The organism is Leifsonia sp. P73 (assembly GCF_051059105.1).
GTDB lineage: Bacteria > Actinomycetota > Actinomycetes > Actinomycetales > Microbacteriaceae > Leifsonia.
Genome location: NZ_CP194931.1, coordinates 3,664,857 through 3,683,454, shown reverse-complemented (window position 1 = coordinate 3,683,454; position 18,598 = coordinate 3,664,857). Strand labels below are relative to the sequence as shown.

The window sequence follows — 18,598 nt, the reverse complement described above, 5'->3', positions numbered from 1 at the left end:
CCGCGGCTCCTCCGTTTCCTGCTTTCCGAGGCCGCGTCGGCCCGGATCTCCTCCGTTAGCCGCGCAGCTCCGCGACCAGTGCTTCCACGCGCTGCTTGATGTCGTCCCGGATCGGCCGCACCTCTTCGATCGGCCGGCCGGCCGGATCGGTCAGGTCCCAGTCCTCATACCGCTTGCCGGGGAAGATCGGACAGGTGTCGCCGCAGCCCATCGTGATGACGACGTCCGACTCCTTCACCGCGTCGGTGGTGAGGATCGCCGGAGTGTTCCCGGCGATGTCGATGCCCTCCTCGGCCATCGCCTGCACGGCGATCGGGTTGAGCCGATCGGCGGGCTCGGAGCCGGCCGAGAGCACCCGCACGCGGTCGCCGCCGAGAGCGCTCAGGTAGCCCGCGGCCATCTGCGAGCGGCCGGCGTTGTGGACGCAGACGAAGAGGACGGTGGGGGTGGTGTCGGTCATCCGGTTCTCCAGGTTCGGGGTGGTGGGCCGCCGCGTCCGCGACGGCCCGGTCGGTCAGCAGCAGTCCGGCGGGCAGGAGCCGTCCGGCAGCGGCTGGCATTCGGTCGTGTCGCAGCAACCCATGTTCATTCTCCCTTCTCCATCGACGGTTGTCGATGAACCAAGGATGAACAACTACATTGACGTTTGTCAATGTATCGAGGAAGATCAGAGTATGGCGATCATCGAGCTCCTCCCCTGCGCGACCTCCAGGCGTGCTGCGCGCCCATCACGAAAGAGGTGATCAGCGAGGAGAACGCCGTCTCGGTCGCCCGGGCGATGAAGGCGCTGGCCGACCCGGCGCGGCTCCGGCTGCTCTCGATGGTCGCCGCTCACGAGGACGGCGAGGCCTGCGTGTGCGACCTGACCGAACCGCTCGACCTCTCCCAGCCCACGGTGTCCCACCACCTCAAGATCCTGGTGGAGGCCGGCTACCTCAGCCGCAGCAAGCGCGGCACTTGGGCCTACTACCGGATCGTCCCGGGCTCGCTCGACATCGTCTCGTCGTTCCTGACCTCGGTCTGACGCCCGGTCACCCGTCACGAAGCCGGGCGTGGAAGCCGCGGATGGCGTCAGCAGCGGCTGCCGGATGCTCGAACCCGGCGAAGTGCCCTCCCGCCGGCGCCGGCACGAACTCGCGCAGCCCGGGCGCGGCACGCTCCGCCAGTGAGCGCGGGAAGCCGGCGAACCCCGGCTCCCGCCCGAGGTAGACCCCCACCGGCGCCGCGATCGGTGGCCGGGGCGGGTTCTGCTCGTAGTCGTAGTACTGCTGGAAGGACGTCCCGATGCTCTCGGTCGTCCAGTACAGCGTCGCGATCGTGTAGAGGATGCCGGAGTCGGCCACGCGCTGCCACGCGCCGTCCTCGCGGTCGTCGATCCAGTCGTGCCACTTGTCGGCGATCCAGGCCAGCAGCCCGGCCGGGGAGTCGTTCAGCGCCGCCGCGATGGTGTCGGGGCGGGTGAGCATGATCTCGCTGTAGCCGCCGTCCAGCCGGTCGTACGCGTCCAGCGCGGCGAGGTAGCGGGCCTCGTCCTCGTCCACCGGGTCGCCCTCCGGGAACAGGCCGCTCAGCAGCTGGATGCCGACCAGGCTGTCCGCGTGGTCGACGCCGAGCCAGGTGGAGGCTCCCCCACCGATGTCGCCGCCGAACGTCGCGTAGCGCTCGAAGCCGAGCGCCTCGGTCATCAGCCCGTGCAGCGCGTCCGCGATCGCGCGCCGGGTCAGCGGCGGCTCCAGCGCCTCGGAGAAGACGAACCCGGGGAGGGACGGGACGACGACGTCGAAGGAGTCCGAGAGCAGGCGCGCGAGCGGAAGGTACTCGACGAACGCGCTCGGCCAGCCGTGCACCAGCAGGAGCGGGGTGTGCGGCCCCGGCCCCGTGCCGCGCACGCGCGCGAAGTGCAGGCGGTGGCCGGCCACCGTGGCGACGTGCTGCTCCACGGCGTTCAGCCGCTCCTCCTCTGCGCGCCAGTCGAACGCCAGCCAGCCGTCGACCAGCGCACGCAACTCCTCCCCGCCGAGGCCGCCCTCCCAGCCGGAGCGCGGCGAGCGCGGGTAGCGCGTGCGGGCGAGGCGGTCCCTCAGGTCCGCGAGGACGTCGTCGGGCGCCTGGATACGGAAGTCGTCGATGGCCATCCGGCCACCGTAGCGGGAGCGCCCGACAGCCGGCCCGCTACTCCCGCGCCAGCATCGCCGCGGCCTCCCGCTCCAGGTCGAGGTAGGGCTCTCCGCTGACATCCACGACCACGCGGTGCAGCGTGCCGCCCGTGAACCGGAACGGCCGCTCCCCCGGGTAGTCGTCGGTCACCGGCTCGCCGCCGTCGTACCCGACGCAGAGGCCCTCGCCGGTGAGGGAGAAGTAACCGGGCTGCGTCTTGATGCGGCCCTCGCCGACCTTGCGGTCGCCGTGGTACAGGCTCAGGATGCCGGTCGCCAGGCCGGGCGCCTCCTCGCCGTCCTTCTCGAACGCCGCCGACAGGAGGAGATTCTCGCCTGCGGGGAGGTCCTCTGTCGCGTCGATGCGCTGCTCCAGGCTGCCGACGAAGTTGTAGACGTAGTGCAGCCGGCCGTCCTTCACGTAGAGGGTGTGGCCGCCGAACCGGGCGCCGTGCGCGAAGAGCACGCCCTCCGCCCCCGGCGACGGCAGGTCCACGAGCGCCCCGATCGCGTACGAGCGGTTGCGGATGTTGACCGCCTGCGACTCGGGGATCTCGGCCCCGCCCACCCGGTACACATAGCGGTTCCGCGGGCTCGTCAGCGTCGGGCGCGGGGTCAGCAGGATCTCGATCGCCGAGCGGTCGTCCAGCGGGAACGCCTGGTTGGCGCCCGCCTCGGCGAACCACAGGTTGACCAGCTCACGCACCCTGTCCGGATGCTCGGCCGCCAGGTCGTGGACCTCCGAGCGGTCGACGTCGGTGTGGTACAGCTCCCAGGTGTCGTCGTTGAACCGGCTCCAGCCGCTGAGCACGGGGTGGTTCGACACCGCCTTCCAACCCTCGTGCCAGAGGGACCGCGAACCGAGCATCGCGTAGAACTGCGTCGGCCGGGTGGTCGGGGAGTCGGCGTCCGCGACGGCCGAGCGCATGCTCACCCCGTCCATCCGGGACTGCACGTGCCCTCCGATCTGCTCGGGGACCTCCACCTCCAGCAGGTCGAGGATGGTCGGCACGATGTCGACCGCGTGGTGGTACTGGTGCCGGAGTTCACCGCCGTGCCCGAGCTTCTTCGGCCAGGACACGATGCAGGGGTCCGCCGTCCCGCCGTTGTAGTCGTAGCGCTTCCACATCTTGAACGGGGTGTTGAAGGCCATCGCCCAGCCGTTCGGGTAGTGGTTGTAGGTCTTCGGGCCGCCGAGCTCGTCCAGCAACGCCAGGTTCTCCTCCAGGCTGTCCGGGATGCCGTTGAAGAACTTGTTCTCGTTCACCGAGCCCTCCGGGCCGCCCTCGCCGCTGGCGCCGTTGTCGGAGACCAGCACGATCAGCGTGTCATCGAGGACGCCGGACTCCTCCAGGTAGTCGAGCAGCCGGCCGATCTGGTCGTCGGCGTGCGCGAGGAAGCCGGCGTAGACCTCGGCCATCCGCGCGTAGAGCCGCTTCTCGTCGTCGCCGAGGGTGTCCCACGGCTTGGTCACGTCGAGCGGAGGGAACGGCTGGCCCTCCGGTCCGCTGCGGGTCTCCGTCGTGCCGATCGGGTTGATGGGCGGCAGCTCCGTGCCCTCCGGGACCAGCCCGAGTGCGATCTGCCGCTGCAGGATCTCCTCCCGGATCGCCTCGTAGCCGCCGTCGAAGCGCCCGGCGAACCTGTCGATCCACTCCTTGGGCGCGTGGTGGGGCGCGTGCGCGGCGCCGGGCGCGTAGTAGAGGAAGAACGGCTTGTCCGGCGCCAGCGCCTTCGCGTCGCCGATGAACTCGATGGCCTTGTCCGTGAGGTCGACGGTGAGGTGGTAGCCGTCCTCCGGCGACGCCGGCTGGTCGACGGGATGGTTGTCGTAGACCAGGTCCGGATACCACTGGTTCGTCTCGGCGCCGAGGAAGCCGTAGAACCGCTCGAATCCGCGCCCGGTCGGCCAGTTGCGCCGCGTGGAGGCGAGGTTCATCTCGTCCGACGGGCAGAGGTGCCACTTGCCCACGATGTAGGTGTTCCAGCCCTGCTCCCCCAGGATCTGCGAGAGCATCCCGTTCTCCTGCGGGATGGTGCCGCTCGCGTTCGGGAAACCGGTGGCTGCCTCCGTGATGCACGCCATCGAGTTGCGGGTGTGGTTGCGCCCGGTGAGGAGAGCGGAGCGCGTCGGCGAGCACAGCGCGGTGGTGTGCCACTGCGTGAACCGCACACCGGAGTCGGCGAGCCGGTCGATGTTCGGGGTGTCGATCGGGCCGCCGTAGCAGCTCATCGCCGAGAACCCGACGTCGTCCAGCACGATCAGGACGACGTTGGGCGCGCCCTCCGGGGCCTTGGGCGGCTCGAACGGCGCCCAGTCGGGCTCCGAGTCGCGGATGTCCAGGTCGATCCGGCCCCGGAACGGTGCAGGCATGATGTCCCCTCTCGGCTCCGGCTGGCAGACACCGAGCGGCGCGGCGACCCCGGACGGCCGCACCCTAACCCGGTCCTTCCGGCGGCGGCAACCCCGATTGCACCGGCCGATCCCGGCGCAGTAGCATCCGGCCGGAGCAGCGAACGAGCAGACCCGGGAGCCGACATGACCGGAACGACCGCAGCGGCCTCGCAGGCCACCATCCGCCGCATCATCGCACCGCTGGCGCTGGCGCAGTTCATCTGCAGCTTCGCCGGCTCGAACATGAACGTGATGATCAACGACATGTCGCGCGATCTCGGCACGACGGTCCAGGGCATCCAGATCAGCATCACGCTGTTCCTGCTCACGATGGCCGCCCTGATGATCCCGATGGGCAAGCTGACCGACAATATCGGCCGCAAGCGCAGCTTCGTCATCGGCCTGATCGTCTACGGGGTCGGCGCGCTCGTCACGGCGCTCGCGCCGGGGCTGTGGGCGGTGATCCTGGGCAACTCGCTGCTGGAGGGCATCGGCACCGCCATGCTCATCCCGCCGGTCTACATCCTCACCACGATCTGCCTGCCGGACATCCCGACCCGCGCGGTCGCGTTCGGGATCATCAGCGGGATGGGCGGCGTCGGCGCCGCGGCGGGCCCGCTCATCGGCGGCCTGATCACGACCGGCATCAGCTGGCGGGCGGCGTTCGTGTTCCAGGCGCTGGTGATCGTGGTCATCCTGCTGCTCAGCCGGTCGCTCACCGACCCGCTGCCCGCCGACCCGTCGCGGCCGTTCGACACGGTGGGCGCGATCCTCTCGGCGCTGGGACTGTTCGTGCTGGTGATGGGGATCCTCGCCGCCGACACGAGCGTGCCGCTGATGATCGTGCTCGTGCTCGCGGGGGTCGCGATCCTGGTGGGGTTCTTCCTCTGGGTGCGCCGGCGCGAGCGGACCGGGAAGGCGCCGCTGCTGTCCACGAGCCTGTTCCGGGTGCGAGTGTCGAACCTCGCGCTGATCACCCAGAACCTGCAGTGGGTCATCCTGATGGGGACCTCGTTCACCGTGTCGGCGTACCTCCAGGTGGTGCGCGGCTACAACGCCATCCAGACCGGCGTGATCTTCACCGCGGCGACGGTCGGGCTGCTGCTGACCTCCCTGCTCGCCGGGAGGCTGGCGCGCCGGTTCTCGCAGCGCGGGCTGATCGTCACCGGCTTCGTGCTCTGCGTGCCCGGGGTGGTCCTGCTCATCTGGCTCGCGGCGGGCACGACAGGAGGCTGGCCGTTCGTGCCCGGGCTGTTCCTGATCGGCGCCGGTCTCGGCCTCATGCTGACGCCGTCGGTGAACGTGGTGCAGTCGGCGTTCCCCGAGCGGGTCCAGGGCGAGATCTCCGGGCTCTCGCGCAGCGTCTCCAACCTCGGCTCGACCTTCGGCACCGCCATCGCCGGCACCATCCTGGTGGCGAACCTGCAGCGCGGAGGCGAGGCGTACGGCATCGCGATGGCCGTGGTCGCGGTGCTCGGGGCGACGGGGCTGATCGCGGCGCTGCTGCTGCCGCGCACAGCGGCGGAGCCTGTGCCCGCCTGAGACGGCATTGTCGCGGCCACGAGCGCCGTTGTACCGTGTGGCCGACCGGGGAGGCTGCCATGAGCGACGAACGACAGACCGCGTGGATCGGCTGGGGCTGGTTCGCAGCCATCATGATCCTGATCAGCGGCGCGATCGAGATCCTGTTCGGGATCCTCGCGATCCTCCTGCCCGCGAGCCAGTACTTCACGACCAGCGAGGGCACCACGGTCTACTACGTCTCGCTGTGGGGGTGGTGGCACCTCCTGATCGGCCTGGTGCTCATCGCCGCCGGCATCGCCCTGGCGAACGGCCGCACCTGGGCGCGGGTCTTCGCGGTGATCGTGGTCGCCGTCAACGCCGTGAGCCAGTTGCTGTCCCTGCCGGCACAGCCCTGGTGGTCGATCATCGTGTTCGCGCTCGACCTCGTCGTCATCTACGCGATCACCGTGCACGGGCGCGAGCTGCGGGCGTACGACCGGGCGTAATACCGCTGACCGGCCGCTAGCCGGGCCGCCGCGGGCGGGCGTACGGTGACGGCATGACCGTCCTGACCACGCACCGTCTCGGTGAGCCCTGCTGGGTGGACTACGCCGCCAGCGACCTCCCCCGCGCCCAGGAGTTCTACACGTCGCTGTTCGGTTGGACCGCCGAGACCGGGGGCGGCGAGTACGGCGGCTACGTGACCTTCCGGCGGGACGGTCACCTCGTCGCCGGTCTGGGTCAGGCGATGGAGGGCCAGCAGCCGAACGCGTGGCTGACCTACCTGCTCGTCGAGGACGCCTCGGCCGGGGAGCGCGCCTCGGAGAACGCCGGGGCGCAGGTGCTCTCCCCCACGATGGCGGTCGGCGACCAGGGCAGGCTCGCGGTCGTGGCCGACCCGGGCGGCGCGGTCGTCGGACTCTGGGAGCCGGAGCAGCACCGCGGCTTCGAGCTCGTGGCCGAGGTGGGCGGGCTCTCCTGGCACGAGCTGTACGCCCGCAGCTACGCCGAGCAGGTCGCGTTCTACAAGCGCGTGTTCGGCTGGAGGACGACCGTGCTCGGCGACACCGCGGACTTCCGCTACGAGACGTTCGGCGACCCCGACTCACCGAGCGGCGGCGTCTTCGACGCGGACGGGATGCTGCCGCCGGACGTCCCGTCGCACTGGGTGGTCTACTTCGGCGTCCAGGACGCGGCGGCGGCCGTCGCCCGCGTGGTCGAGCTCGGCGGCACGGCGATCCGCGACCCGTGGGACAGCGAGTTCGGCCGCTTCGCGCAGGTCACCGACCCTCTGGGCGGGCTCTTCTTCCTCCACGAGGTGCCGGGGTCGATCGCCTGAGCGCCGCGACATTCGTCACGAATCGCGCGTTTCAGCGCCGCCACGTCGACATTCGTGACGAATCGCGCGTGGGGGTCAGTGCGCCGACGCCTGGAACGACCGGATGCGCAGCAGCACCTCGGTGCGGAGCGTCTCGGGCGCCGTCTCCTTGCAGGCGCGCTGCACCACCTCGGTGAGCACGACGTTCAGGTGCGCCTCGCTGGAGCAGCCGTCGCAGTTCGCGAGGTGCTCGCGCACGTCTGCAGCATCCTCGTTGCAGAGCTCGTTGCGCAGGTACTCCTCGAGTTCGGCTTTCGCCTTGTCACAGCCGCAGTCGGTCATTTCGTTCTCCTGGTGGTCTGCACGGGCGGGCCCTGGACCGCTGAGAGCCCGCGTTCGTGCGCGTAGTCGGTCAGAAGCTCCCGGAGCATCCGGCGGCCGCGGTGGAGGCGGCTCATGACGGTGCCGATCGGGGTCTTCATGATGTCGGCGATCTCCTGGTAGGAGAATCCCTCGACATCGGCGAGATAGACGGCCAGCCGGAAGTCCTCCGGGATGGCCTGCAGCGCGTCCTTGACGGCACTGTCGGGCAGGTGGTCGATCGCCTCCGCCTCGGCCGAGCGGCTGGAGGATGCGGTGGTCGACTCCGCGCCTCCGAGCTGCCAGTCCTCGAGTTCGTCGATCGTCCCCTGATACGGCTCGCGCTGCTTCTTGCGATAGGTGTTGATGAACGTGTTGGTGAGGATGCGGTACAGCCACGCCTTCAGGTTCGTGCCCTGCTGGAACTGCGCGAAGGCGGCATACGCCTTGACGTACGTCTCCTGGACCAGGTCTTGGGCGTCCGCCGGGTTGCGCGTCATGCGCAGGGCGGCCGCGTAGAGCTGGTCCATGAAGGGTAGCGCCTGCTCTTCGAACAGTGCGCCCTTGTCCTCGGTTTCGGTGCTCATCAGGGGCCAGTCTAGTTGCGACGACCGCCGAGCGACCCGGCGGGAGGGTCGGACCCTCGACGGCGCCAGCACACGGGTGCGCGGGGCGTCGAGAACAGCGGTGGCTGCGGGCACGGGCCGGTCCTTCCTTCGGGCTCGATCACGGATACCCTTGACAACAATGCTCATCTCGAAATATTCCGCCCCCGACTTCGATCCGTACGGCGACAACCGCGCCGAGGAGCCGAACACGCTGTGGCCCGCGCCCGTCGCCGGCGGCCCGGTCACGGCCTCCGTCTCCCTGCCCGGCTCCAAGTCGCTGACCGCCCGCGAGCTGGTCCTCTCGGCCCTCGCCTACGGTCCCTCCCTGCTGCGCGCGCCGCTGCACTCCCGCGACACCGCCAACATGGTGGAGGCGCTGCGTGCGCTCGGCGTCTCGATCGTGGAGCAGCCGGGCGAGAGCGAGTTCGGCAGCGACTTCCTGATCACGCCGGCGGAGGAGCTGCTCGGCAGCACCACGATCGAGTGCGGCCAGGCGGGCACCGTGATGCGTTTCGTGCCGCCGCTCGCCGGCCTCGCGCTCGGGCCGACCATGTTCGACGCCGACGACTCGGCGCGCGGCCGGCCGATGGGCGCGATCATCGCGGCGCTGCGCGCGCTCGGCGTCGACGTCAACGACGACGGCCGCGGCGCCCTCCCGTTCACCGTCCACGGCACCGGGACGGTCCAGGGCGGCGCCATCGGGATCGACGCGTCCAGCTCCAGCCAGTTCGTCAGCGCGCTGCTGCTGTCGGGGAGCCGGTTCGAGGAGGGCCTCGACCTGACGCACTCCGGCGAGCGCCTCCCGAGCCTCCCCCACATCGAGATGACCATCGCCGCCCTCGCCGCGCGCGACGTGACGGTCGAGTCGCCGGAGGTCGGTCGCTGGATCGTCCGGCCCGGCGCCATCGGCGCGCGTGACGTCGACATCGAGCCCGACCTGTCCAACGCGGCCCCGTTCCTGGCGGCCGCTGTCGTCACCGGCGGCTCCGTCACGATCACCGGCTGGCCCGAGTCGACCACCCAGGTGGGCGCCGACCTCGCCGACCTGCTGCCGCTGTTCGGGGCGACCGTCACGAAGGACGGCGACCGCCTCACCGTGACCGGCCCGGAGCGTATCCGGCCCGTCTCGATCGACCTCTCCACCGGCGGCGAGCTGGTCCCGGCGATCGCGGCCATCGCGGCGTTCGCCGACGGCCCGAGCGAGATCACCGGCATCGGCCACATCCGCCATCACGAGACCGACCGGCTCGCCGCCCTCGCGGCCGAGCTCAACGGCCTCGGCGGCGCGGTGACCGAGCTGGAGGACGGCTTGCGCATCGAGCCGCGCCCGCTGACCGGCGGCGTCTGGCGCAGCTACGAGGACCACCGGATGGCGACCACCGGCGCGATCGTCGGCCTGGTCGTCCCCGGTGTGGAGATCGAGAACATCGCGACGACCGCCAAGACCCTGCCGCAGTTCCCGCAGCTCTGGACCCGGATGCTGGCCGAAGGCGCGGCGGCGTAGATGTCGTGGTGGTCGGATGACGACGACGAGGACGACGAGTACGACCTCTACGACGAGTCGGCCATCCGCTCCCGGCCGAACCCGAAGGGGAATCGTCCGCGCACCAAGACCCGGCCGGAGCACGCCGACGCCGAGATCGCGCGCGTCCTCGGCGTGGACCGCGGCCGCTACACCGTCCTGCTGGACGAGGACACCGCCGAGGAGCGCCAGGTCACCGCGGCGCGCGCGAGCGAGCTGAGGCGCAAGCCGATCGTGACCGGCGACCGCGTGGCCGTCGTCGGCGACACCACCGGCGAGGAGGGCACGCTCGCCCGCATCGTGCGGATCGAGCCGCGCTCCACGCTGCTGCGCCGCAGCGCGGACGACACCGACGAGGTGGAGCGCGTCATCGTCGCCAACGCCGACCAGATGCTCATCGTGGTGGCCGCGGCGAACCCGGAGCCGCGGACCCGGCTGGTCGACCGCTACCTGGTCGCCGCGTACGACGCGGGGATCGAGCCCATGCTGTGCGTCACCAAGATCGACCTCGCCGACCCCGCGCCGTTCCTGGAGAACTTCGCCGGCCTCGACCTCCCGGTGTTCACCAGCCGGGAGGACCACATCCCGGTGGACGAGATCAAATCGGCGCTCGTCGGCCACGACACCGTGGTGGTCGGCCACTCCGGCGTCGGCAAGTCCACGCTGGTGAACGCGATCGTGCCCGGCGCCAAGCGCGCGACCGGCCATGTCAACGTGGTGACCGGGCGCGGGCGGCACACATCGTCCTCCACGGTGTCGCTGCGGGTGGAGAACGCCGACGGCCACGGCTGGGTCATCGACACCCCCGGCGTGCGGTCGTTCGGGCTCGGCCACGTGGACACCGCGAGCATCCTCAAGTCGTTCACCGACCTCGCCGCGATCGCCGAGGACTGCCCGCGCGGCTGCACGCACCTCCCGGACGCGCCGGACTGCGCGATCATCGAGGCCGTCGAGGAGGGCCGGCTCGGCGAGACCGGCCGCGCGCGCCTCGACTCCCTTCAGCGCCTCCTCGCCACCTTCGCCCCAGCCCACCAGACACCGAAGGGCACGTAAGCGCCCCTGAAACCGCGTCGTAGGGGCGTTGACGTGCCCTTCGGCGGGAGGCTGCAGAATGGGGAGCATGACTGACGTTCGACTCGAAGCGGGACAGCCCGCGCCCGCGTTCACCCTCCAGGACCAGGACGGCAAGCCCGTCTCGCTCGGCGACTACTCGGGCGACAATGTGATCGTCTACTTCTACCCGGCCGCGATGACGCCGGGCTGCACCACCGAGGCCTGCGACTTCCGCGACAACCTCAACTCCCTCGCCTCCAGCGGTTACAAGGTCATCGGCATCTCGAAGGACGCCCCGGCCAAGAACAAGGAGTTCCAGGAGCAGGAGCGCCTGAACTTCCCGCTGCTGTCGGACGAGGACCTCGCGGTGCACAACGCGTACGGCGCCTACGGCGAGAAGAAGCTCTACGGCAAGACGGTCACCGGTGTCATCCGCTCCACGTTCGTGCTGAACCCGGACGGCACAGTACGACTGCCGCTCTACAACGTGAAGGCCACCGGCCACGTCGCGTCGCTGCGGAAGAAGCTCGGGCTGGACTGACAATAGGTGTTTGCAATCTGCGATCTGGCATTCTAATGTCGAGGGACGGCCGTTCCGGCCGACCTCGTACGAAGGAGTGCACCGCATGAGCGCAACCGCCGAGCGGACCATCGCCCACCCCACGACCCCGGCCGCGCCGCCGGCCCGCGCCGGGGTCGCCGATCCCGGCCCGCTCGGCCTCGCCGCGTTCGCGCTGACGACGACGCTGCTGAGCCTCGCCAACGCGGGCCTGGTCGGCGAGGCGGGGGCCACGGCCGTCGCGATGGCGCTGTTCTACGGCGGCCTGACGCAGTTCGCGGCGGGGCTGTGGGAGTTCGCGCGCGGCAACACCTTTGGAGCCACCGCGTTCACGTCGTACGGCGCCTTCTGGCTGTCGTTCTGGCGGCTGCGCACCGCCCCCGGCCTGGCGGAGGACGCCGGCTCCATCGGCGTCGGCTTCTTCCTGCTCGCGTGGACGATCTTCACGGCGCTGATGACGGTCGCCGCGGCGAAGACCAACGGGGCGACGCTGGCGGTGTTCGTGCTGCTGACTCTGACGTTCGTGGCGCTGACGACCGGCGATCTGGCGGGGGCGCAGGGAGCGACGCAGACCGGCGGCTGGCTCGGACTCGCGACGGCCGCGGTCGCGCTCTACACCTCGTGGGCCGGCGTCACGAACGCGACCTGGAAGCGTGCCGTGCTGCCGGTGTGGCCGCGCGCCTGAGCGCCAGGAGGCCTGGCCGACCCGCGCTCAGGCGGGCAGCCGCGGCACTGACGCGATGAGGCGCTGCGTGTAGGCATCCCCCGGCGCGCCGAGCACGTCCCTCGTCGCCCCCTGCTCCACCACGCGGCCGGAGCGGAGCACGACCGTCTGCTCGCAGAGTGTCGCGACCACGCTGAGGTCGTGCGACACCATCACCACGGTCATCCCCTCCTGAGCCGCGAGCTCACCGAGCAGCTCGATGATCTGGATGCGCGTGGTCACGTCGAGCGCGCTGACCGGCTCGTCGGCGAGGAGGACGCGCGGACGCGAGACGATCGCGCGGGCGATGGCGATGCGCTGCCGCTGGCCGCCCGAGAACTCGTGCGGGTAGCGGCCCGCTGCGTCCTCCGGCAGGGCGACCGCGCGCAGTGCCTCCGCGACGCGCGAGCGGGCGTCGGCGCCGGAGGCGATCCGGAGCGACGCCAGCGGCTCGGCGACGATCCTCCCCACGCTCTGGCGCGGGTCGAGGGACGAATACGGGTCCTGGAACACCGTCTGCACGCTGCGGCGGAACTCCCGCATCAGCCCCCGGTCGGCGCGGACGAGCGGCTTCCCGTCGAACACCACGCTCCCGGAGGTCGGGCTCGTGAGCCCGAGGAGCAGCGAGAGCAGGGTGGTCTTGCCCGCGCCGGACTCCCCACCAGGCCGACGCTGCGGCCGGGCTCGACGGCGAAGGACACGCCTTCCAGCGCCGGGGCGCTCGACCGGCGGTAGCGGAAGCCCGCGTCGCGGAGTTCGAGGACGGCGGTCATCGCACCTCCAGGGCGGCGTCCAGCTCGCGCGCGCTGCGGACGAGCTCGGCCGTGTACGGGTCGGCGGGGTCGGTGAGGATGCGCTCGATCGTGCTCTCCTCGACCACGCGTCCCGCGCGCAGCACCAGCGCACGCTCCGTCATCCGCGAGACGACCGCGAGGTCGTGGCTGACGAACAGCAGCGCCATCCCGCGCTCGGTCACGAGCGAGTCGATGAGCGCGAGGATGTCCGCCTGCACGGTCACGTCCAGCGCGGTCGTCGGCTCGTCGGCGATGAGCAGCTGGGGGCGGCAGGCGAGCGCCGCGGCGATGGCAACGCGCTGACGCTGGCCCCCGGAGATCTCGTGCGGGTACGCGCGTGCGATCCGTTCCGGGTCGGGCAGGCGCACCTCCGCCAGCGCCGCGTGGACGGCGTCGCGCAGCGCGGCGCCGCGCAGCCCGAGGTGCCGGCGCAGCGGCTCCGCAACCTGTGCGCCGAGGCGCATCAGCGGGTCGAGCGCGGTCAGCGGCTCCTGGAAGACCGTCGACGCCGTGCGTCCGCGCAGCGGGACCAGCGCCCGCTCCTTCGCGCCGATCACCTGGACGCCCGCGAGCGCCACGCTCCCGGTCGCCGTCAGGCCGTCCGGCAGCAGGCCGGTGATCGCGAACGAGGTCAGCGACTTGCCCGACCCGGACTCCTCGATCAGGCTCAGCCGCTCCCCCGCGTCGAGCCGGAAGGAGACGTCCGACACCAGCGGCGACCCGTCGCGGGCCGTCACGCCGAGGTTCTGCACGTCGAGGATCATCGCGACCTCCTCCGCGTCGGGTCGGCGACGTCCCGCAAGCCGTCGGCGATCAGGTTGACGCCGACCACCAGGACGACGAGCGCGACACCGGGCGCGATGGCGCCGACGGGCGCGACCGCGACCGTCCCCTGCGCCTCCTGCAGCAGCCGGCCCCACGACGCGTTGGGCGGCGGCGCGCCGAGGCCCAGGTACGAGAGGCTGGCCTCCGCGAGCACCGCGACGCCGAACTGGAGCGCCAGGTTGACGCCGAGCGTCGGCCAGATGTTGGGGAGGACGTGCCGGGCGACGATCCCGCCCCACGACGTGCCGGACGTGCGGGCCGCGGTCACGTGCTGCTGCGCGAGCACCTGTTTGGACAGCACCCGGGTGAGCCGGGCGACCACCGCCGACATCGCCAGCCCGATGGCGAGGATGGCGGTGCCCAGCGAGGCGCCCTGCGCGGCCACGATGAGCATGGCGAGCAGGAGGACGGGGAAGGCGATGATGATGTCGAGCACCGCCGAGATCGTGTCGTCCAGCCAGCGCGTCGCGAAGGCCGCCAGCATCCCGATCGTGATGCCGATGACGGCGCCGATCGCGACCGCGCCGACGCCGACGGCGAGCGCGATGCGCGCGCCGATCATCAGCTGCGTCGTCAGGTCGCGCCCGAAGCGGTCGGTGCCCAGCCAGTGCGTGCCGTCCGGCGGCGCCAGCCTGCCTCCCGAGGTGTCGCCCTGGGCGAACGGCAGCCACACGAACGAGAGCGCGGCGACGAGCACCACGAGGCCCACCAGGGCGAGGCCGATCCCGAGCGTGACCGACCGCCGCGCACGCCGGCGCGCCCGCTCCCGCGGATCCGGCGCCGTTCTGAGCCGCCTGCTGCACCACCGCGCTCATCGGTTGCCCGAGATGCTCTGGCGCAGGCGCGGGTCGATCAGCCGCTGCACGATGTCGGCGAGGAAGCCGACGATCAGCACCAGCAGCGTCGAGACGAACAGGATGCCCTGGATGTCCGGGTAGTCGTGCTGCTGGATCGCCGTGAGCAGCATGCTCCCCAGGCCCGGCAGCGTGTAGACGCTCTCAACCACCACGGCGCCGAGGAAGGTCGTCGCCAGCTCGATGCCGAGGATGGAGATGACCGGCACGGCGCCGTTGCGCAGCCCGTGCCGCCACATCGCCCGCCCGAACCCGGAGCCGAGCGCGCGGGCGTTGCGCAGGTAGTCGCTGCCGATGACGTCGAGCCGTCGCGCTGCGCACATACCGCGAGATGGAGGCGCTCATCACGATGGCGATGGTGATCACCGGCAGTGCGAGCGACTGCAGCGCCGACGCCGGGTCGGCCCAGTCGTCGCGCGGGAACCCGCCGGACGGGAACCAGCGCAGGTTCACCGCGAAGGCGTCCACCAGCAGGATGCCCACCCAGAACACCGGGACGGCGATGCCGAGCTGCGAGAAGGCGGACAGCACGAGGCCGTACCAGCGGTCGGCCTTCCAGGCGGCGACGAAGCCGATCGGCAACGCCAGCACGAGCGCGAGCACGAACGACAGGAGGGTGAGCGGGATGGTCACCGCCAGCCGCGAGGCGATCTCCGGCCCCACCGGAAGCGACGTGATGAAGGACTGCCCCAGGTTCAGCGTCAGCAGCGAGCCGAACCAGTTCGCGAACTGCTCGGGCAGGGGGAGGTTGCTGCCCACCTGCTCCTGCGCCGCCTTGATCTGGTCGGGCGTCGCACTCGCCGACAGCAGGGCGTTGGCCGGGTCGCCCGGCAGCACGCGGAGCAGGAAGAACAGCACGACCATCGCCAGCAGCAGGGACACCACGAGGAACGCGGTGCGGCGGAGGAGATAGGAGGTCATGGTCATTTCAGCGTAGATGCTCGGGAGGCCCGGTGCGGGCCTCCCGAGCATCAGTGGACGACTCGGGGTCGAGGACGTCCTGTGGAGGACGTTCGCCGGTTACTTCTTGACGATGTCGTACGCGTAGAACTGCGAGTTCAGCCCGTTCACCGGGTAGCCGCTCACCGAGCTCGACGCCACCACGATCTGCGGGTAGAGGTACAGCCACGCGCTGGCGGCGTCCTTCGCGATCTGCTGGTTGACCAGCTTCAGCTTCGCCGTCTGCTCGGCCGTGGTGGACGACTGCTCCGCCTCGTTCACCCACGTGGTGACCTGCGGGTTGTCATAGCCCCAGTAGAAGTCGGGGTTGCCGTACCAGACCACGTCGCGGTCGTTCACGTGCTCCTGCAGGGTCGCGGTGAAGTCGTGGTTCTTGAACACCTTGGTGTACCACTGGTCGGCCGAGATGGAGTTGATGTTCACCGTGATGCCGACCTTCGCGAGCTCGCTCTTGAGGAACTCCGCGACCGCTGGGTGCGGGTCGTAGGTGGGCGTGTCGAGGGTGAACGAGAAGCCGTTCGGGAGACCGGCCGCGGCCAGCTCCTTCTTCGCCAGGGCGGTGTCGTACGGGTTGACCTTGGTGAGGTCCTCGTACCAGGGGTCGCTCGGCGGGACCATCGAGCCGATGAGCGTGCCGTACTTGCCCCAGATCGAGGTGAGCAGCTTCTTGGTGTCGATCGCCGAGTAGACCGCCTTCCGGACCTCCGCGTTGTTGAAGGGCGCGACCTTGTCGTTGAAGGCGAGGAGCTCCTTCGTCGTCGACTTGCCGTTGTTGATCGTGTAGTTCTTGTTGCCCTCGAACTGGGTCAGCGAGTCCGGGCTCTGGATGCTGGTGACGATGTCGACCTGGTTGGTCAGCAGGGCGTTGGAGAGGGCGCTGGCGTCGGTGAAGTAGTCGTAGACGACCTCCTTGTTCTTCGCCTTGGAACCCCAGTAGCCGTTCCAGCGCTCCAGGCTCAGCGAGCTGCCGCGCTTCCAGGTGCCGAGGGTGTACGGGCCGGTGCCGTCCTCCGCCGTCTTGTAGTTCGTCGTGCCCGGACCGTAGATCCAGACGTAGCTGAGGTTGTACGGCAGCGAGATGGACCGCGACTTCAGCGAGATGACCACAGTCTTGTCGTCCGGGGTCTGGATGCCGGAGATGACGGCGAGCTGCGACTTGCGGGCCGACTGGGAGTCGGCGGCGAGCACGCGCTCGATGCTGCTCTTGACGGACGCACTGGTGAGCGGCTTGCCGGAGTGGAACTTCACCCCGTCGCGGAGGGTGAACGTGTAGGTGAGGCCGTCGGAGCTCGTCGTGTACTTCGTGGCGAGCAGCGGCTGGACCTTGCCGTCGTCGGTCAGCTTGAACAGGCCTTCGTAGACGTTGCCGTTCAGCGCCTCGGTCACGCCCTGGCCGCCGCCGGCGGTGTTGTCCAGGTTGACGGGCTCGTAAAGCGAGCCGACGGCGATGGACGCGTCCGTGCCGCCGGAGGACGACGAGGACGCGCCGGAGCAGCCGGCGAGCGCCAGGGACGCGGCGATGCCGATCGCGATCGTGGCGAGCAGGGGGGTCTTTCTCAACGGAGTTCTCCTGTGCTGTGTGGAGTTGGGGGTGATCGAAGGGGTGAAGCAGGGGAAGCGCAGTGGAGCCGAGGCTCAGTGCGTGGCGCCGTCGCGGAGCACGACGCGCTTCTCGCCGGCCGTGACCGGGACGGGGAAGCGGTTGTTCCGCGGCGGCAGCGGACAGTTGTACTGGTCCGAGAAGCCGCACGGCGGCACGAAGGCGCGGTTGAAGTCGAGGACGGCGCGGTCGCCGTCGCGCGTCACGAAGAGGAAGCGTCCGGAGGCGTAGGTTCCGTCCGGGCCGTCGTCGCCGTTCGTCGGGTCGCCGAAGACCAGCAGCAGCGTGCCGTCGTCGTCGAATGCGCTCAGCGTGTAGTCGACGCCGTCGCGCTCGAAGGTGATGTCGCCCGGCACGACCAGGTCGCGGGTGCCTCCGTTGTCGCGGATGTGCTCGAACGGGATGGTGCGCTCGCCGCTCACGGGCGTGAAGGTGGCCTCCACGATCCAGGACGGGTCGAACGGGAACGCGTCGATCGTCTCGAACGCGCGGATCGCGGGCGAGGCCGCGTCCCAGAGGCGGATGCCGCGCTCCGGTGCGCCGGTCTCGAGGTTGCGGCGGCTCAGCTCGGTGGCGGTCACCGTCTCCGGGTGCCCCGCGAGCGCCTGCTCCGCGGTGGTCTCGTCGCCGTCCGCGAGCCAGCGGGTCTCGATGAGCGCCAGGTTGCCGGTCGGGGCTGCGACGGAGGAGAGACGCCAGGCGCGCCAGTCGGCGTAGCCGGCCTCGGCGGTCTGAATGGTGGACGGGGATGCGAGGGCCGGAGCGGAGAGTTCAGTCACGATGTCAGCCATAACAGTGCGAGTCTGCGCCTTGTTCCCACCGTCACGCTATTCGTGTGTCCCCGTATTGCGATCGGCGTCCTCGTCGGTCTCGACCGAGCGTGCGGTGGCCCGGACCACGGAGGGCGCGAGCGCCAGCACACCGGCGACGACGGCGGGGACGAGCAGCGCCCAGCCGACGTCGGGCCGCGCGACCAGGCCCTCGAAGCTGCCGACGGCCACCGCGATCATGAGGATCTGGATGGTGACGGTGGAGGCGCGCGCCCACGCGTGCAGCCGGAGGATGCCGACGAGCGTGACGATCAGCCAGGCGGCGCCGAGCGCCACGAGGATCGTGATCGCGACGGCGGTGGTGTACGACTGGGGGTCGTCGTGAGAAGCTCGACCAGCAGCCACACCGCGAGGCCCGTGACCAGCAGCGCTTCGAGCGTCAGGATCACAGCCAGCGCGATGAGCAGCGGAGGCCGGGAGGAGTCGGTCACTATAGCATCCTGACGTTTCGTGCGTGTGTTCACAGCGTTATCCCATGCAGAACTATTGATCCGGATCAACTGCTATGGGAGCATATTCAAGGCCGAGTTAGTGCTCACAGGGTGGTGGGCAGGTCTC

At 70.4% G+C, this 18,598-nt stretch carries 19 protein-coding genes and 2 pseudogenes; 8 read left to right on the top strand and 13 right to left on the bottom strand.

The window, feature by feature from the left end; translation table 11 throughout:
• Positions 1 to 55: 55 nt before the first annotated feature.
• Positions 56 to 460 carry an arsenate reductase ArsC gene (locus tag ACQ86L_RS18925; RefSeq protein ID WP_434316767.1) on the bottom strand — a complete coding sequence of 135 codons (405 nt, stop codon included), beginning with the start codon at positions 458 to 460 and terminating at the stop codon, positions 56 to 58.
• Positions 461 to 739: 279 nt separating this feature from the next.
• Between ACQ86L_RS18925 and ACQ86L_RS18920 the strand changes: the two genes are divergently transcribed.
• Positions 740 to 1,024 (top strand): ArsR/SmtB family transcription factor, encoded by a 285-nt coding sequence (locus tag ACQ86L_RS18920; protein WP_434316766.1) that lies wholly within the window; start codon positions 740 to 742, stop codon positions 1,022 to 1,024.
• 7 nt (positions 1,025 to 1,031) lie between these two features.
• On the opposite strand, the gene ACQ86L_RS18915 is transcribed toward ACQ86L_RS18920, so the two are convergent.
• Positions 1,032 to 2,135, bottom strand: coding sequence for an epoxide hydrolase family protein (locus ACQ86L_RS18915; protein ID WP_434316765.1), 1,104 nt, complete (start codon positions 2,133 to 2,135; stop codon positions 1,032 to 1,034).
• A gap of 37 nt (positions 2,136 to 2,172) precedes the next feature.
• Complete coding sequence (locus ACQ86L_RS18910; RefSeq protein ID WP_434316764.1) at positions 2,173 to 4,530, bottom strand: sulfatase-like hydrolase/transferase; 2,358 nt, start codon at positions 4,528 to 4,530, stop codon at positions 2,173 to 2,175.
• A gap of 165 nt (positions 4,531 to 4,695) precedes the next feature.
• Here ACQ86L_RS18910 and ACQ86L_RS18905 point away from each other — a divergent pair, with 165 nt between their 5' ends.
• From ACQ86L_RS18905 to ACQ86L_RS18895, 3 genes are read left to right on the top strand one after another with little or no spacing between them, the layout of a single operon-like run.
• On the top strand, positions 4,696 to 6,093 hold the full coding sequence (locus tag ACQ86L_RS18905) for an MFS transporter (RefSeq protein WP_434316763.1): 1,398 nt from the start codon (positions 4,696 to 4,698) through the stop codon (positions 6,091 to 6,093).
• Positions 6,094 to 6,152: 59 nt separating this feature from the next.
• Positions 6,153 to 6,560, top strand: a complete 408-nt coding sequence (locus tag ACQ86L_RS18900; protein ID WP_434316762.1) for a DUF7144 family membrane protein — start codon at positions 6,153 to 6,155, stop codon at positions 6,558 to 6,560.
• A 53-nt stretch (positions 6,561 to 6,613) separates the two neighbouring features.
• Entirely contained in the window at positions 6,614 to 7,393 is a 780-nt protein-coding gene (locus ACQ86L_RS18895; protein ID WP_434316761.1) for a VOC family protein, read from the top strand.
• A gap of 75 nt (positions 7,394 to 7,468) precedes the next feature.
• On the opposite strand, the gene ACQ86L_RS18890 is transcribed toward ACQ86L_RS18895, so the two are convergent.
• Positions 7,469 to 7,714: a zf-HC2 domain-containing protein gene (locus ACQ86L_RS18890; protein ID WP_434316760.1), complete on the bottom strand. Its 246-nt coding sequence runs from the start codon at positions 7,712 to 7,714 to the stop codon at positions 7,469 to 7,471.
• Positions 7,711 to 8,319 (bottom strand): sigma-70 family RNA polymerase sigma factor, encoded by a 609-nt coding sequence (locus ACQ86L_RS18885; protein ID WP_434316759.1) that lies wholly within the window; start codon positions 8,317 to 8,319, stop codon positions 7,711 to 7,713. Before ACQ86L_RS18885 ends, ACQ86L_RS18890 begins: the two co-directional genes overlap by 4 nt.
• A 160-nt stretch (positions 8,320 to 8,479) precedes the next feature.
• Here ACQ86L_RS18885 and aroA point away from each other — a divergent pair, with 160 nt between their 5' ends.
• The 4 genes from aroA to ACQ86L_RS18865 all read left to right on the top strand — a co-directional run bounded on the left by aroA (position 8,480) and on the right by ACQ86L_RS18865 (position 12,159).
• Positions 8,480 to 9,844: a 3-phosphoshikimate 1-carboxyvinyltransferase gene (gene aroA, locus ACQ86L_RS18880; RefSeq protein WP_434316758.1), complete on the top strand. Its 1,365-nt coding sequence runs from the start codon at positions 8,480 to 8,482 to the stop codon at positions 9,842 to 9,844.
• Positions 9,845 to 10,915: a ribosome small subunit-dependent GTPase A gene (rsgA, locus tag ACQ86L_RS18875; protein WP_434316757.1), complete on the top strand. Its 1,071-nt coding sequence runs from the start codon at positions 9,845 to 9,847 to the stop codon at positions 10,913 to 10,915.
• A 67-nt stretch (positions 10,916 to 10,982) separates the two neighbouring features.
• Positions 10,983 to 11,456 (top strand): thioredoxin-dependent thiol peroxidase, encoded by a 474-nt coding sequence (gene bcp / locus ACQ86L_RS18870; RefSeq protein ID WP_434316756.1) that lies wholly within the window; start codon positions 10,983 to 10,985, stop codon positions 11,454 to 11,456.
• 85 nt (positions 11,457 to 11,541) lie between these two features.
• A complete protein-coding gene (locus ACQ86L_RS18865; protein ID WP_434316755.1) occupies positions 11,542 to 12,159 on the top strand; it encodes an acetate uptake transporter in 618 nt (205 codons plus the stop codon).
• Positions 12,160 to 12,186: 27 nt separating this feature from the next.
• Here ACQ86L_RS18865 and ACQ86L_RS18860 read toward each other — a convergent pair.
• The 8 genes and pseudogenes from ACQ86L_RS18860 to ACQ86L_RS18825 all read right to left on the bottom strand — a co-directional run bounded on the left by ACQ86L_RS18860 (position 12,187) and on the right by ACQ86L_RS18825 (position 18,385).
• Positions 12,187 to 12,950 (bottom strand): annotated as a pseudogene (locus tag ACQ86L_RS18860) (ABC transporter ATP-binding protein).
• Positions 12,947 to 13,735, bottom strand: a complete 789-nt coding sequence (locus tag ACQ86L_RS18855) for an ATP-binding cassette domain-containing protein (RefSeq protein WP_434316754.1) — start codon at positions 13,733 to 13,735, stop codon at positions 12,947 to 12,949. Before ACQ86L_RS18855 ends, ACQ86L_RS18860 begins: the two are co-directional and overlap by 4 nt.
• Positions 13,732 to 14,505, bottom strand: coding sequence for an ABC transporter permease (locus ACQ86L_RS18850; RefSeq protein WP_434316753.1), 774 nt, complete (start codon positions 14,503 to 14,505; stop codon positions 13,732 to 13,734). The genes ACQ86L_RS18855 and ACQ86L_RS18850 overlap by 4 nt, the downstream gene beginning before the upstream one ends.
• A gap of 102 nt (positions 14,506 to 14,607) precedes the next feature.
• Positions 14,608 to 14,973 carry an ABC transporter permease subunit gene (locus tag ACQ86L_RS18845; RefSeq protein WP_434316752.1) on the bottom strand — a complete coding sequence of 122 codons (366 nt, stop codon included), beginning with the start codon at positions 14,971 to 14,973 and terminating at the stop codon, positions 14,608 to 14,610.
• 43 nt (positions 14,974 to 15,016) lie between these two features.
• Positions 15,017 to 15,514 (bottom strand): annotated as a pseudogene (locus tag ACQ86L_RS18840) (ABC transporter permease); the annotation flags it as partial.
• Between the two features lie 156 nt (positions 15,515 to 15,670).
• Positions 15,671 to 17,170, bottom strand: a complete 1,500-nt coding sequence (locus tag ACQ86L_RS18835) for an ABC transporter substrate-binding protein (RefSeq protein WP_434316751.1) — start codon at positions 17,168 to 17,170, stop codon at positions 15,671 to 15,673.
• Between the two features lie 75 nt (positions 17,171 to 17,245).
• The gene (locus tag ACQ86L_RS18830) at positions 17,246 to 18,001 is read right to left on the bottom strand and encodes a DUF1684 domain-containing protein (protein WP_434316750.1); all 756 of its coding nucleotides are present in this window, start codon (positions 17,999 to 18,001) and stop codon (positions 17,246 to 17,248) included.
• A gap of 36 nt (positions 18,002 to 18,037) precedes the next feature.
• A complete protein-coding gene (locus ACQ86L_RS18825) occupies positions 18,038 to 18,385 on the bottom strand; it encodes a hypothetical protein (protein WP_434316749.1) in 348 nt (115 codons plus the stop codon).
• Positions 18,386 to 18,598: the final 213 nt, after the last annotated feature.